The sequence below is a fragment of the Micromonospora xinjiangensis genome, from assembly GCF_056150165.1.
Genome location: NZ_JAXCFO010000007.1, coordinates 21,075 through 34,331, shown reverse-complemented (window position 1 = coordinate 34,331; position 13,257 = coordinate 21,075). Strand labels below are relative to the sequence as shown.

Annotated in this window: 18 protein-coding genes; 3 read left to right on the top strand and 15 right to left on the bottom strand. The window is 72.2% G+C overall.

Annotated elements, in window-relative coordinates; all coding sequences use genetic code 11:
- Window positions 1-47: 47 nt before the first annotated feature.
- From SM573_RS23890 to SM573_RS23825, 14 genes are all read right to left on the bottom strand, one after another.
- Complete coding sequence (locus tag SM573_RS23890) at window positions 48-1,223, bottom strand: globin domain-containing protein (protein WP_474609615.1); 1,176 nt, start codon at window positions 1,221-1,223, stop codon at window positions 48-50.
- A gap of 2 nt (window positions 1,224-1,225) precedes the next feature.
- Window positions 1,226-1,624: a group I truncated hemoglobin gene (locus SM573_RS23885; protein ID WP_474609616.1), complete on the bottom strand. Its 399-nt coding sequence runs from the start codon at window positions 1,622-1,624 to the stop codon at window positions 1,226-1,228.
- Window positions 1,625-2,190: 566 nt separating this feature from the next.
- A complete protein-coding gene (locus tag SM573_RS23880) occupies window positions 2,191-2,787 on the bottom strand; it encodes a MerR family transcriptional regulator (protein ID WP_474609617.1) in 597 nt (198 codons plus the stop codon).
- A gap of 216 nt (window positions 2,788-3,003) precedes the next feature.
- Window positions 3,004-3,468: a bifunctional nuclease family protein gene (locus tag SM573_RS23875; RefSeq protein WP_120331353.1), complete on the bottom strand. Its 465-nt coding sequence runs from the start codon at window positions 3,466-3,468 to the stop codon at window positions 3,004-3,006.
- A gap of 196 nt (window positions 3,469-3,664) precedes the next feature.
- Window positions 3,665-4,366 carry a transcriptional regulator FtsR gene (ftsR, locus tag SM573_RS23870; protein WP_474610249.1) on the bottom strand — a complete coding sequence of 234 codons (702 nt, stop codon included), beginning with the start codon at window positions 4,364-4,366 and terminating at the stop codon, window positions 3,665-3,667.
- Window positions 4,367-4,416: 50 nt separating this feature from the next.
- Window positions 4,417-4,869: an oxoglutarate dehydrogenase inhibitor Odhl gene (gene odhI / locus SM573_RS23865; protein ID WP_007071101.1), complete on the bottom strand. Its 453-nt coding sequence runs from the start codon at window positions 4,867-4,869 to the stop codon at window positions 4,417-4,419.
- A 214-nt stretch (window positions 4,870-5,083) separates the two neighbouring features.
- Window positions 5,084-5,464: a glycine cleavage system protein GcvH gene (gcvH, locus tag SM573_RS23860; RefSeq protein WP_474609618.1), complete on the bottom strand. Its 381-nt coding sequence runs from the start codon at window positions 5,462-5,464 to the stop codon at window positions 5,084-5,086.
- Window positions 5,465-5,519: 55 nt separating this feature from the next.
- Entirely contained in the window at window positions 5,520-6,473 is a 954-nt protein-coding gene (locus tag SM573_RS23855) for a DUF881 domain-containing protein (RefSeq protein ID WP_474617122.1), read from the bottom strand.
- A gap of 10 nt (window positions 6,474-6,483) precedes the next feature.
- The gene (locus SM573_RS23850) at window positions 6,484-6,816 is read right to left on the bottom strand and encodes a small basic family protein (RefSeq protein WP_091588778.1); all 333 of its coding nucleotides are present in this window, start codon (window positions 6,814-6,816) and stop codon (window positions 6,484-6,486) included.
- Window positions 6,813-7,748: a DUF881 domain-containing protein gene (locus SM573_RS23845; RefSeq protein WP_474609620.1), complete on the bottom strand. Its 936-nt coding sequence runs from the start codon at window positions 7,746-7,748 to the stop codon at window positions 6,813-6,815. Before SM573_RS23845 ends, SM573_RS23850 begins: the two co-directional genes overlap by 4 nt.
- Window positions 7,745-8,383, bottom strand: a complete 639-nt coding sequence (gene clsA, locus SM573_RS23840; RefSeq protein WP_474609621.1) for a cardiolipin synthase ClsA — start codon at window positions 8,381-8,383, stop codon at window positions 7,745-7,747. Before clsA ends, SM573_RS23845 begins: the two co-directional genes overlap by 4 nt.
- Before the next feature lie 317 nt (window positions 8,384-8,700).
- The gene (locus tag SM573_RS23835; RefSeq protein WP_474609622.1) at window positions 8,701-9,171 is read right to left on the bottom strand and encodes a MarR family transcriptional regulator; all 471 of its coding nucleotides are present in this window, start codon (window positions 9,169-9,171) and stop codon (window positions 8,701-8,703) included.
- Window positions 9,172-9,221: 50 nt separating this feature from the next.
- The gene (locus SM573_RS23830) at window positions 9,222-10,385 is read right to left on the bottom strand and encodes a PP2C family protein-serine/threonine phosphatase (RefSeq protein ID WP_474609623.1); all 1,164 of its coding nucleotides are present in this window, start codon (window positions 10,383-10,385) and stop codon (window positions 9,222-9,224) included.
- Window positions 10,386-10,482: 97 nt separating this feature from the next.
- On the bottom strand, window positions 10,483-11,229 hold the full coding sequence (locus tag SM573_RS23825) for an SAM-dependent methyltransferase (RefSeq protein ID WP_474609624.1): 747 nt from the start codon (window positions 11,227-11,229) through the stop codon (window positions 10,483-10,485).
- 116 nt (window positions 11,230-11,345) lie between these two features.
- Between SM573_RS23825 and SM573_RS23820 the strand changes: the two genes are divergently transcribed.
- From SM573_RS23820 to SM573_RS23810, 3 genes are all read left to right on the top strand, one after another.
- Window positions 11,346-12,224 (top strand): universal stress protein, encoded by an 879-nt coding sequence (locus SM573_RS23820; RefSeq protein ID WP_474617121.1) that lies wholly within the window; start codon window positions 11,346-11,348, stop codon window positions 12,222-12,224.
- A gap of 140 nt (window positions 12,225-12,364) precedes the next feature.
- Window positions 12,365-12,577: a phosphatidylethanolamine-binding protein gene (locus tag SM573_RS23815; RefSeq protein ID WP_474609626.1), complete on the top strand. Its 213-nt coding sequence runs from the start codon at window positions 12,365-12,367 to the stop codon at window positions 12,575-12,577.
- Window positions 12,574-13,047 carry a hypothetical protein gene (locus SM573_RS23810; protein WP_474617120.1) on the top strand — a complete coding sequence of 158 codons (474 nt, stop codon included), beginning with the start codon at window positions 12,574-12,576 and terminating at the stop codon, window positions 13,045-13,047. The genes SM573_RS23815 and SM573_RS23810 overlap by 4 nt, the downstream gene beginning before the upstream one ends.
- Here SM573_RS23810 and SM573_RS23805 read toward each other — a convergent pair.
- Window positions 13,044-13,241 (bottom strand): hypothetical protein, encoded by a 198-nt coding sequence (locus SM573_RS23805; RefSeq protein ID WP_474609628.1) that lies wholly within the window; start codon window positions 13,239-13,241, stop codon window positions 13,044-13,046. The genes SM573_RS23810 and SM573_RS23805 overlap by 4 nt on opposite strands.
- Window positions 13,242-13,257: the final 16 nt, after the last annotated feature.

Genomic DNA, 13,257 nt, shown 5'->3' with positions numbered 1-13,257 from the left:
TGACCTTTCGTTCGTGGCCACGGCGCTGCCGAGTCCGCTCGTCGCGCTCACCGGGCACCTCCGGAGTTGTCAGGGGCGGACGGGTCCAACGCCGACCGCCACGCCGGCCCGTACCAGTGCTTGCCGAACCCCTCGTGGTGCACCTGCCCCGGGTGGTAGCCGGCGCCGGTCAGCACCTTCAGCGAGTGGGAGACCATCTCGTCCGAGCCGCACACGTACACGTGCCGGGACCGCCAGTCAGCGTCGCCGAGCGCCCGGTCCGTCACGTGCACGAACTCCCCGGGCCGCAGCGGATCCATCCCCGCCACGTACGTCACGGACAGCCAGGGGAACGACGACGCCAACTTCTCGATCGCGTCCGTGTCGTAGAACTCGATCCGCGAGCGGGCACCCACGTACAGGTCGACGCGGCGGCCGGAGCCCTCCGCCGCGACCTGCTCCACGAGCGCCTTCACCGGCGCCCAGCCGGTGCCGCCCGCCAACAGCAGCAGATCACTGGACCCGGCCTGCCGCAGCGTCAACCGGTCCCCCACCGGCGCGGCCAGGTGGACCTGGTCACCCACCGCCGACCCGTACACCAGCCGGGAGGAGACCGCACCGCCGGGCGCGGCCCGCACGTGCAACTCCAGGGTGCCGTCCGCGCGCGGCGCGTTCGCCGGCGAGTAGTACCGCCACGACCGCGCCGACGGATGCGACACCCCGATCGATTGGCCGGGGGTGAACGGCAGCAGGTACTGCGGGCGCAGGGTCAGCACCGCCACGTCGAACGTGCGCCGCTCGTGTGCCACGATCTCGGCCACCCACCACGGCGGGCTCACCGCCTCCGCGGCCTGCGCGGCGTCGATCATGACCTTCGACACCAGCCCGTACGCGCCCGCCCAGTCCTGGGCCAGCTCCTCGGTCCACTGCTCGCCGAGGAAGTGCTGCAACGTGGCGAGCAGCGCCTCACCCACGGCCGGGTAGTGCTCGGGTCGCACCGCGAACTTGCGGTGGTCCGCGCCGAGGTCCTGCAGGAACCCGACGAGCCGGTCCACCTGGTCCACGTTGGTCACGATGTGCCCCAACGCGGTGACCAACCGGTCCCGCTGACCGGCCATGTTCGTCGGGAACATCTGCCGCGTCTCGGGGTGAGCCAGGAACAGTGTCGAGTAGAAGTAGAGCGGCACCTGGTCGCCGTGCTCGGCGACCAGGGACCAGCTCTGCTTGAGCCGTGCGACGTCCACGGTCAGGCGCCCGGACGGGTCCCGGCAGCCACCACCTGGTCCTGCACCTCACCCAGCACGGTCTGCACGTGCGCCAGCACGTCCGCCGGCACCCCCAGCTCGGTCAGCGTCGCGCTCAGGTGCGCGCCCACCTTCGCGTAGTGCTCCACCGGGATGTTCAGCGGCTGATGTGCCTCCGCCAACCCCCGGCCGGTGTACTCGTTCGGACCACCGAGCACCACGGTCAGCATCAACGCCAGGTGCCGACGCTGGCCCACCATGTCCACGTCGGTGAAGTAACCGACGAGTTCCGGGTCGGCGAGCACCTTGTCGTAGAACAGCTCGACAGCCGCCTTCACCGAACTCGCACCACCGATGCGCTGGTAGTGCGAGACGGGGGTGGCCTCTTCCGTAACCGTCACGGTCGTTCCTTCCCAAGTGGAGGGGATCGCGCAGGGGTGGCGCGGAGGGGCAAACGGTCGACCGGCAACGCAGGCGACGCCGGACAGCGACACGCGCCCCGGGCGACCGATGACGGACCATAGCGCGTCGCGCCGCAGCGGTCAGGGCCCCCCTATCGGATTCCTGACACCGGCCACCACGGACGGTGACGGACCAGGCCGTCCCGCGAGCCACGAAGCGCGACCGCCACACCACCACCGGTCACCATCGACGGCCAACCGTCCACAGCGGAAACAGCCCACACACCGAGCCCCCGCGCCAGGTCACCCGCCGCTGACCACCCAGGACAGGCCATGCCCGATCGCCTGACCAGGCTCATCCTTCCCGCCAGCCCACACTCCACCGCCGGTACGGCACAGCACACCGAACGGTTGATCAGCGAACAGCCACGCAGCAACATGCACGCAGCGTCACCATGAAAATTGCAACAAACGTCGGCGTGTCGCCCACACCCTGCGTCACAGATCCCGACGTCGAGGCCGACCGGCGCCCCGGCGGACCGCACGACAACGGCCGCGACGACCGCTCAGCCGGCCCGCCGCCGCGCCCGCCGCGCCGCCAACTCGTCACCCACCGACTCCGACGCCGCCGGCTCGCCCTCGGCCACCCCCGCACCCGCCGCCGGCTCCGCCGGCAGATGCGACAGCGAACCCTGGATCTCCTTGAACGCCCCACCGATCGCGATGCCGAACACCCCCTGGCCGCCCTGCAACAGGTCGACGACCTCCTCCGGGGACCGGCACTCGTACACCGTCGTGCCGTCCGAGATCAACGTGATCCCGGCCAGGTCCTCCACACCGCGGGAACGCAGGGCGTCGATCGCCTTGCGGATGTTCTGCAACGACACCCCGGCGTCCAGCAACCGCTTCACGACCTTCAACACCACCAGGTCGCGGAACGAGTACAACCGCTGAGTGCCCGAACCCGAGGCGTCCCGCACGCTCGGCACCACCAGCCCGGTGCGCGCCCAGTAATCCAACTGGCGGTAACTGATGCCCACCGCGTGGCAGGCCGTCACTCCCCGGTAGCCGACCGAACCGTCACCGTCCGTCGCCCACCCCGGCGGCGCCACACCCGGCTCGTCCAGTTCCGTACCCGGATCGGAATTCCGCGGCTCGTGCATCCGGACAACCTCCCCGCCCGTGCGGTGCCGCGTCGTTTCCGGGACGCGACCCCTCGACACGGCAACCCTATAGCGACCTTCAGGGGTTACCACGGAGGAACGGCCGCGACACGCCGCGCAGCCGCCGGAAGATCACCACACGAAACATGACGTCACCCACCGTGACGCCACGCCCCAAACCGACCAGCCGCCCCGAACCCCCGGGACGACCGCCGCTCAACCCGCGAAGTCCTCCGGACGCACCTGCTCCAGGAACTCGCGGAACTTCTCCACCTCGTCCTCCTGCTCGTCCGGGATCACGATCCCCGCCTCACTGAGGACCTGCTCGGCACAACGAATGGGAGCACCCACCCGCAACGCCAACGCGATGGAATCGCTCGGCCGCGCCGACACCCGCACCCCGTCACCGATCAACAGATCGGCGTAGAAGACGTTCTCCTTGAGCTCAGTGATCTCCACCGCCCGCAACGGCGCCTCCAGCGCCGCGAGCACATCCCGCAGAAGATCATGCGTCAACGGCCGAGCGGGCTTCACACCCTGCTGCTCGTAGGCGATCGCCGTCGCCTCGACCGCGCCGATCCAGATCGGCAGATAGCGGTCACCCTCGACCTCCCTGAGCAGGACGATCGGCTGGTTGCTGGGCAGCTCCACCCGAACTCCGACCACGCTCAGCTCGCGCACCGCCGCCTCCGTGTCGTTGTCACCTACGCCGCACCGCACCCTTCCCTGCACGGTACACGGACCGCGACACGGCCGTCCCACGCGCTACCCGCACCACGCCCGCGCCAGAAAGGGGTTACCCCGGCAAGCCTACGACACGCTTCCCGACCGAGATCTTTCCGCACACCACCAGCGGCGGCGGACACACCCCGACCCGTCAACGACCCAACGTCGACCGCAACCCCACCCGCACCAACGCGGCGTGCAACTGCTGCGACAACGCCACCAACTCCCGCGCCGTCTCCGCCGCCCGCGCCCGCGCCGCCGGATCACTCTGCCGCGCCAACGGCGCCACCAACTGCGCGAACAAACCCACCTCACGGTCGGCCGCCGACCGGTAGCCCCGCAGATGCCGCGGCTCCAACCCGTAGGCCGCCAGACCCGCCACCGCCCGCGCGATGATCAACGCGTCCCCGTCGTACCAACCCGGCGGATCCGACACCACCACACCGAGCCGCTCCAACTCCGCCAGCGTCGACTCGGCCAACCCGCTCCGGGACAACAGATCCGACCGGCCGAGCCGCACCTCCGACGACTCGGCCGGCTCCTCCGCCTCCCGACCCGGCACCTCACCACCGGGACCGACCGCCACCAGGGTCGGCCGCGACCGCCCCGGCGCCACACCTGTCGAATCCCACTCGGCCAACTGCTCCCGGATCACCCGCAACGGCAGGTACTGGTCCCGCTGCGCGGTCAGCACGAACCGCAACCGCGCCACATCGTCCCAGCTGTACTTCCGGTAACCCGCCGCCGTACGCTGCGGCTCGACCAGCCCTTCAGCCTCGAGGAACCGCAACTTCGAGATCGTGACATCGGGGAAGTCCACCCGCAGCTGACCCAGCACCTCACCGATGCTCATCAGCGGCTGGGACCGGGCCGCCCCCGGTGACGTGGAGGCCGCAGGCTCGTTCACCCCCGGCCGGCCTCCTCCTCCGGGCGCGGACCGGCGATGAACACCACACGGAACTTGCCGATCTGCACCTCGTCACCATTGCTCAACGTGGCAGCCTCGACCCGCTCCCGATTCACGTACGTGCCGTTCAGGCTCCCCACGTCCCGCACCGTGAACGTGCCACCGTCCCGGTGGAACTCGGCGTGCCGCCGCGACACCGTCACGTCGTCGAGGAAAATGTCACTGTCGGGGTGCCGGCCACTCGTCGTCACATCGTGATCCAACAGGAACCGGGCCCCCGCGTTCGGACCACGACGAACCACCAGCAGCGCCATACCCGGCGGCAACGAGCCGGACATCCGGCTCGGCACCACATCGGTGTCCGGCCCCTCCAGCACTTCATCGAGCGAACCGAGATTGAGCGTCGAAGTGACGTCGAGCGGGGGGAACTCGTCGTCTGGCCGCGTCATGGGACCACCTCACGGATCTGTTCGGTCGGCGTCGGGTAATGGCGGGTCTGGCCGCCGGGCAGTCGCACACCCGGCGGCTGGCTCCCCGTGCCCGGGAAGGCAATTCCGCAACGCTCAACTATTGGGTTCTCGGTCGACTGGGCGAGCCTAGCCAGCGCCGAAATGCAGGGCAACCGGACGCGCGGACTCAACAGGCGCACCGGATCGAGCACACTCAGCTCTCGGTCAGCTCGCGGTACGCGCCCGCAGTCAGCAGCCCGTCCACCGCCGTCGGATCATCCGGCGTGATCTCCACCAACCAACCCGCACCGTACGGGTCAGTGTTGATCACCTCGGGAGTGTCGCCGAGCGCCTCGTTGCGCGCGGCCACCGTACCGCTCACCGGGGCGTAGATCTCCGACACACTCTTGGTCGACTCGATCTCCCCCAGCGACTCACCGGCCGCCACCACCGCACCCGCGTCGGGCAGCTGGACGTACACGATGTCACCCAGCGCGTCCTGCGCGAAGTGCGTGATGCCGACCCGGACCGAGCCGGTGCCGTTACCCGCCACCCACTCGTGCTCGGCGGTGTATCGCAGATCCTCAGGAATCAACAGACGCGTCCTTCACCATCGTGCTCCGGGCACCCACCCGCAGCAGCCGCGCCGGTCACGAGACCGGACGGGCGTGTTCCAGCTTGATCGGCGCGTGCAGCGCCGAAACCTCGGCAGCCTCACGATCCTCAACGATCACGTTACCGCCGTCACCACGGACCGACGCGACCACCCCACCAGGAATGTTCAACGCCGTACGCATCGTCGCCGGATCACCGATCACCGTGATCGTGTACGGCCCCGTCAACCGACGCCCGTCCACCACCAACGAACCGTTCTCCCCATCCAGGAAGTACGTCGACGCGATGATCCGCACCGTAGCCCGGTCCCCACCGGAGATCTGCATCGCCTCCGCGCCCGCGCCCCGCAACTCCTGCACCGCGTCCAGCACCCGCATCGCCGAAATCGGCTTCGCGCCCGCCTCGAACCGCACCGCCAGACCCGGACCCGTCGCCCGCAACGTGCCCGCCAGAATGCCCAACTCGTCCGCGCGCCGCGTCGCCTCGTCCAACGCCGCCTGCCGGCCCTGCTCACCCGAGCGCAGCTGACGCTGACTCTCCTCCAACGTCGCGATGTCCTGCCGCAGACGGCTCTCCCGCGCGTCCAGGTCCGACAGGATCCGCACCAGGTCCTCCTGCCGGGTCGCCCCCGCAGCCGGATCCGTCGACGTCGTCTTCAACTGCACCACCAGCGTGAAGCCCAGCAGCGCCAACAACGCGGCGATCATCACACTCGCCGCCGACAACCGCGACCGCGCCGACGGCACCGACTCCCCCGCACCAACCGACGGCCCCGCACCGGACAGCTCCACCGTCGCGTCCTCGACCGGCTCCACCACCGCGTCGGAACGCTCCTCCCGGGCCGGCTCCGCCTCCGGCGCCAACGGGCTCAGCTCATCCGGGTCCGGCGCGTCCGGCCGCGGATCCGGCTCACCACCCGGCCCCGCCGGGCGAGCCGGGCCCGCCGGCTGCGGCCACCCCGTACCGGTCTCGGTCTGCTCGTCGCTCATCGCCTAGAACCTACGCCCGGAACAGGTGCCGGCGGATCGCCGCCACGTTTCCGAAGATGCGCACGCCCAGCACGACCACCACACCCGTGGACAACTGGCCACCCACACCCAACTGGTCACCCAGATACACGATCAACGCCGCCACCAGCACGTTCGAGATGAACGACACCACGAACTGCTTGTCGTCGAAGATCCGGTCCAGCTTCGCCCGCACCCCACCGAACACCGCGTCCAACGCGGCCACCACGGCGATCGGCAGGTACGGCTGCAACGCCGCGGGCACGGTGGGATCGAGCCACACCCCGAGAACCACACCGGCGAGCAACGCCAGCACCGCGATCATCGACCACCTCCGGAGGGGCTGGGAGACGTCCCCGAGCCGGACGACCCGGGACTGGCGGACCGAGCACCCGACGGCGAGGGGCTCGGGCTGCCCGGTGGCTCCGCGTAGCGTAGCTGCGGCTCGGGTGCGGCCGGCAGGGTGAGGTCATCGGCCTCCCGCACACCGAACGACAGACCCGTCTGCTGGGCCACGTCCCGCATCAACTCCGCGTTACGACTCTGCTCATAGCGCCGCTTCATGGCCCCCGGCCCGATCGCCGACACCTCGTACGGCCCCGTCACCGGGCGGAAGTCGACCAGGATCGCGTCGCCGGCCGTACGGATCGTCGACGTCGCCGTCAACCGCTGCCCGTTGATCGCGATCGCCTCCGCGCCGGCACTCCACAGCGCGTTCGCCACGCCCTGAAGGTCGCTGTAGAGCACCCGCGGCGGACCCGCGTTCGCACCCGTCACCGCATCCCCGCCACCGGGGGCGTCCGCCAACCGGACCACCACCCCGTCGCCACGCACCCGGCCCAACCCGGTGCCCGCCTCCAGATCACGCAGCCGCGCGGCGGCCGAACCGCTCAGCGCCGCGTCCCGCTGCCGGCTGACCTCCTCCCGCAGCTGGTCGGCGCGCGCGGACAACTCGTCGGTCTCCCGCTCCCGCTCCCTGATCTGCGCCACCAGCCCCGAGCGCGCCTGGCTGCGCCCCGGCTCGTCCTCCATCGTCTGCCGGTAGGCCACCGCCAGGAGGAACCCGAGCGCCAGGAGCACCACGACGGTGACCGCCCGGGTCGACCGGGTACGCCACGCCGGCGCGGGACCGTGCTGCCGCCGGCGCTCCGCCGCCGCGGCGTAGCCCGGCTCCAGCGGGTTGCGGAACAGCTCGGTGAGGAAGTCCGGCGCGTACACCCGCGCCGGGCGTCGGCGCTCCTCCTCGCCGGCGCTCACGCCGCCGCTCCCGCGCCGCGCGCGGCGCGCACCAGCCGCGCGGCCTGGATGACATACATGGCGCCGGCCACCCAGTAGAGCACCAGGCCCCACCAGGCGAGACCCCAGCCGATCGCGCCGGCCACGTCGGCGGCGCCCGGCGCGGCGGCCGCGAGCAGCAGGGTTGGGAACGCGGCCAGCAGCAGGAACGTGGCCGTCTTGCCGACGTAGTGCACCGGCGGCGGGCCGTACCCGTAGCGCCGCAGCACGCCCAGCGACCCGAGCAGGAGCAGCTCGCGGGCCAGCAGCGCCGCGGTGAACTGCCACGGCACCACCTCCCGGGCGGTGAACGCCACCAGCGTGGCGAGGATGTAGAGCCGGTCGGCGAGCGGGTCGAGCAGCTCCCCCAGCCGGCTGACCTGGCCGAGCCGGCGGGCGATCCAGCCGTCGACCCAGTCGGTGGTGCCACCGACGGCGAGCACCACGATCGCGGCGACGTCCGCGCGGGCGACCAGCAGGAGGTAGAGGAAAAGGGGTACGCCGATCAGCCGCAGGAAGCTGATCAGGTTGGGCACGGTCAGGACCCGGCCGCTGGACGCACCCTCGGTGTCGTCGGAGGCCCGTGGTTGCTCCGCCCCAGCCGGCCGACGCGACACCGAACCTCCTTCGCGACACGCTCCGCCGCCCCGACCGAGGCCGGGCGGTGCGGAGGGACCACGCGCTGTCGGGCCGGCCATCGCCGGCGCCCTCTCTGCGGCCCCGCCGAACGGGACCGTCCCCTGATGCCGGCCCGTGATCGCCGATCACGGGCCGGGTGAGTTGCGCTGCCACTATATCGGGCTGTTCGTCGCCCCTGGTCGCCCCGACCTTCGGGGCCGGTGCGTGTGCGATGTGTGGTGCCGGACACCACCCGTAAGGCGTCCTAGGATACTAGTGGTGCGGGGGAACGGCTCTCGGCTCGCCGCGGCGCGCGTCAGGCGGTGCGTACCCTCTGGTCGGCCTGCTCCTCGGCGGCCGCCGACGCGGCGGCCTGGCCGAAGGCCGACAGACTGAGCAGCAGCTCGTGCTGGGTCCGGGCCGGCATCCGGTCGAGCACCGCCCGCACGGCGCGGTGGCGTCGCTCGGCCAGGTCGCGCAGCAGCTCCTCCCCCGCCGGGGTGGGCAGCAGCCGCACCTCGCGCCGATCCCGCGGATCCGCGGCCCGGCGCAGCAGCCCCGTGGCCTCCAGCCGGTCACAGAGCCGACTGGCCGAGGAGGGCACCACGTCCAGCAGCTCGGCCAGCCGGTTGACGTTCGTCTCCGGCCGGGAGCTGATCAGCGACAACACGCGTAGCTGCGTCGGCGAGACCGAAACCTGGTGACGCGACACGGCCGAGTCCAGCACCTGGACGAGCGATGCGGCGGCGGCGTCGATCGCCGCGGCGAGATCAGGAAATCGCTCCACTCGATCCGTCCCCTGCCATCGTCCCGCTTGCGCCCGGCCGCGGTGCCCGCTCAACCGGCGTCCGAGCCGTGCCAGTCCAGGCAGACCACGACGGCATCGTCGCGCAGATCCGTGTCCGCGTGGTGGGCGCGCAGTTCGCGCAACACCGTACCAACTGCCTCGGCCGCCGGCTGCAACCGTGTGGAGCGCATCGCCCGGGCCATCGCCCGCTCGCCGTACGGCTCCTGGCCGGTCGGGTCGGCCGCCCACACGCCGTCGCTGACCACGAACAGCCGGTCGCCGGGGAGCAGCGCGAACTCCTGCAGGTCGTAGCGGGCCTCGGCGAACATGCCCAACGGCAGCTGCTGGTCCAGCCCGATCGGCTCCACGGTGCCCCCACGCATCCGCAGCACGTGCGGCGAGCCGGCGTCCACGGCGTGCACCCGCCCTGTGGTCAGGTCCACGTCGAGCAGGAGCGTCGCCACGTAACGCCGACCGCGGTGCTGGTAGTAGAGCGTGTCGGAAGCCAGCTCGGCCTGCTCGGCCAGGCCACCGCCGGAGCGGCGGGCGTTGCGCATCGCGTTGACCGCGACGACGGTGAGCATCGACGCGCCGAGCCCCGTCCCGTCGCCGTTGAGCACCGTGACGGTGAGCCGGTCCCCGTCGACGGACCAGTCGAAGTGGTCGCCGCCCACCGTGTACGCCGGTTCGAGCTGCCCGGCGAGCTGGAAGGTGGGGTGGCTGACGCTGCGCCCCGGCAGCAGCTCCCACTGCATCTCGGCGGCCATCGTGAGCCGTTCCCGCCGCCGCATCCGCCGGTAGCGGTCGGTCTCCCGGTCGGCGGCGCGCAGCGCCATCGCCAGGTCGCCGGCGATGTCGACGGCCTGCTCCTCCACGCCGGGGCCGGGCGCCCCGGGCAGCTCGATCATGAGCACCCCGAGCCGCTCCCCCCACACCGACAGCGGCAGGTAGAGCCGGCACCGCCCATCCTCGGCGGCGTCCCGGACCGGCCGCTGACTGCTGAAGCAGCGCTGCGCCACCCCAGCGCAGGGCAGGAAGCCCGCCTCCGGCAGGTCGGGGTCGAGCACCGGCCACAGCCCGCTGATCCGGTAGTCGGCGATGAAGACGTCGCTGCGGGTGGCACCCAGCGCTCCCCGGATCGCACGATCGGCCGCCTCCGCCACCTGGTCGGGCGGGGCCGATCGCAGGGCACGCGACACCGGCGGGTCCACCATTCTTGCTCCTCCGAGAAACTTGCTGTAGGGCAAGCATCATACGGAGGGCGCCTGACACCCGGACGGGACGGTGCCCGCCCGGCGACGTGGACGACGCCTAGTCCTCCCCGCGCACCGCCACCGCACCGTGGAAGGCGTCGGGAACCGGCGGCGGCTCACCCTCGGCACGCCAGTGCGTGACCGGAACGACACCGTCCTCGGTGGGCACCCACCGGCCGAGGAGAGGCCGGAACGCCGCGGGAGACCGCATCCGGAAGGCGGGGCCCATCATCGCCAAGGCCTCCGGGTGGCCGGCCAGCTCCTCGGTGTCGAAGTCGATGGCCAGGCAGCTGCCCGGCGCCGCCGCCGTGTACAGCTCGTCGAGGGTGCGGGTGAGCGTGTCGTCGTCGAGGAACGCGGCGAGACCCAGGAAGACCACCCCCACCGGCCGCCTCCCCCACCCCGGCACGAACCGGTGCAGCTGAGCCGGGTCGATCGTGCCGATGTCCGTGGCGTCACCGTAGCCGTAGCCGGCCCGGTCGCTGCCGGCCAGGATGCGCTGCCCCAGCCGGATGGTGACCGGGTCGACATCGGTGTACAGCACCGTGGCCTCGGACGCCACCTCGTGCACGTTGCCCCTCGTGGGCACCCCGGCGCCGAACACCAGGAACCCGTCCACCCCGCGCGCGGCGATCGCCCGCACGGCCCGGCCGAGGAAGGCGCGCAGCTCACGGAAGACCGGCGCGCAGGGCCCGTACGCCTGCTCGAAGGCGCGCGCGGCGGCGACGTCGACCGGGAAGTGGTGATCCCCGCCGAGCCAGAAGTCGATCATACGTGCGGTGCTCGGCTGATCGGGTTCAACCATCGATGACGCTCCCTCCCCGGTGGTCGCCGTCAGCGTACCGACCGGGCGTCCTGCGCGGTATCGCTCCGTCACCACGGCACCGCCGGAAATACTGGCCGCAGGCGCAGGAGGTGAACATGAACTCATCGGACGGTGCGGCGGTCGTCGTCGGCGTGGACGGCTCGGAGCCGGCGCTGCGCGCCGTCCGCCTGGCCGCCGCCGAGGCGGCCCGCCGGCAGCGGCCGCTGCGGGTGGTGCACGGCTTCGTCTGGCCACTGCTGCACGTGCCGCTGTCCGTGCCGGCCGGGGCGCCCGGCGGAGGGCTGCGCGACGAGGCCGAACAACTGGTGGCGGACGCGGTCGCCGAGGCGCGGGCGGCCGCCCCGGACCTCCGGATCTCCGGCGAGATCATCGACGGGGAGGCCGCCGCGGTGCTGCTCGGCGAGACACCCACCGCCGCGATGATCGTGCTCGGGGACCGCGGTCTCGGCGGCTTCTCCGCCCTGGTGGTCGGGTCGGTGGCGATCCAGGTGGCCTCCTACGCCGACTGTCCGGTGCTGGTCGCCCGCGGCACCGTCCGCGCCGACGGGCCCGTCGTGGTCGGCGTGGACGGTTCGGAGGTGTCCACGCTCGCCGTCGGGTTCGCCGCCGAGACCGCCGCGGCCCGCGGCGCCGACCTGCTGGCCCTGCACGCCTACCGCCACCCCGTCTCCACCGGCCCGGGCGACATGCAGCCCCTGGTGTACGACGAGGCGCAGCTGCACAGCGACGAGGAGCGGGTGCTCGCCGAGTCCCTCGCCGGGCTCGCCGAGCGGTACCCGCAGCTGCGGGTCACCGGCCGGGCGGTGCGCGGCCGGGCGGCCCGGGTGCTCGCCGAGGCGTCCCGCGACGCCCAGCTGCTGGTGGTGGGCGGGCAGGGGCGCGGGGAGTTCACCGGGTTGCTGCTGGGGTCGGTGAGCCAGTCGGCGCTGCACCACGCCGGCTGCCCGGTCGCCGTGGTCCGCGGGCCACGCTGAACCGGGCGCGCCCTCGCTGCTCCACGCGCGGCCGGCGGGCCCGTCGCGCCGGGCCGCGGGCCGCCGCGCCCCGGTGTGCCGGGGCCCGCAACGGGTAGACGCTGCGGAGCCATCGGCGACAGCGACCGGAGGAGGCAGTGATGCCAGGACCACGGCCGGGCAGCAACGCGTACGACAAGCAGCGGGCGCGGATACGCAACGCGATCGACAACTCCGGACGGCGCGTACCCGACAGCAACGCCGACGAGGTCGCGAACCGGATCCTGCAGCAGGACCGGGGCCAGCGCGGCGTGATCCGCGGCGAACGGGTGTACGGCCCGAAGGGCGAGCGCGAACCGGGCGACCCGAAGTGAGGACGAGCGAGCTGACCGACGGCGCCATCGCGGGTGCCGTCGGCAGCACCGTCCTGAACGTCGTGACGTACCTGGACATGACGGTGCGCGCCCGACCGGCCAGCAGCACCCCCGACGACGCGGCGGGACGCCTGGCCGGCGCCGCGCACGTGAACCTCGGCCCGGCGCCGAAGGCGACGAACCGCCGCTCCGGGCTGGGGGCCCTGCTCGGCTACGCCACCGGTGTGGGCGTGGGCGTCGGTTTCGCGCTGCTCGCGCGCGGTCGCCGCTGGCCCCTGGTGACGGCCGGCGGTCTGCTCGGCCTCGGCGCGATGACCATGACGGACGGCTCGCTGACGGTGCTGAAGGTCACCGACCCGCGCACCTGGCGGCGCTCCGACTGGATCGCCGACATCGTGCCCCACCTGGCGTACGGACTGGCGGCCGCCGCCACGTGGAACCGGCTGCGGCCGCCAGGAAAACGCCGTTAGTCCTCGCTCTCGTCGTCAGCGAGGGCACCGGACGGGCCGTACGGCGAGGCCTGCCCCTTCGGAACCGGCCGGCCCTGGTCGCCGCGGGACGACCCGCGGTTGAGCGGGTGTCCGGTCGGTTTCGGCCCCTTGCTGTCCTGGCTCGTGGCGCCCTTGTTGTTGCGCCGGAACTCCTCCTGCTGCGGATTGACCACCGGTGTCTCCCTTCCG

Bases quoted from the DNA above. Each gene is read 5' to 3' on its own strand.
- SM573_RS23820 (WP_474617121.1), top strand. From the start codon at position 11,346: ATGAACTCATCGGACGGTGCGGCGGTCGTCGTCGGCGTGGACGGCTCG.
- SM573_RS23855 (WP_474617122.1), bottom strand. From the start codon at position 6,473: ATGAGCGACGAGCAGACCGAGACCGGTACGGGGTGGCCGCAGCCGGCG.
- SM573_RS23825 (WP_474609624.1), bottom strand. From the start codon at position 11,229: ATGGTTGAACCCGATCAGCCGAGCACCGCACGTATGATCGACTTCTGG.
- SM573_RS23880 (WP_474609617.1), bottom strand. From the start codon at position 2,787: ATGCACGAGCCGCGGAATTCCGATCCGGGTACGGAACTGGACGAGCCG.
- SM573_RS23850 (WP_091588778.1), bottom strand. From the start codon at position 6,816: ATGATCGCGGTGCTGGCGTTGCTCGCCGGTGTGGTTCTCGGGGTGTGG.
- ftsR (WP_474610249.1), bottom strand. From the start codon at position 4,366: ATGAGCATCGGTGAGGTGCTGGGTCAGCTGCGGGTGGACTTCCCCGAT.
- SM573_RS23815 (WP_474609626.1), top strand. From the start codon at position 12,365: ATGCCAGGACCACGGCCGGGCAGCAACGCGTACGACAAGCAGCGGGCG.
- SM573_RS23830 (WP_474609623.1), bottom strand. From the start codon at position 10,385: ATGGTGGACCCGCCGGTGTCGCGTGCCCTGCGATCGGCCCCGCCCGAC.
- odhI (WP_007071101.1), bottom strand. From the start codon at position 4,869: ATGACGCGGCCAGACGACGAGTTCCCCCCGCTCGACGTCACTTCGACG.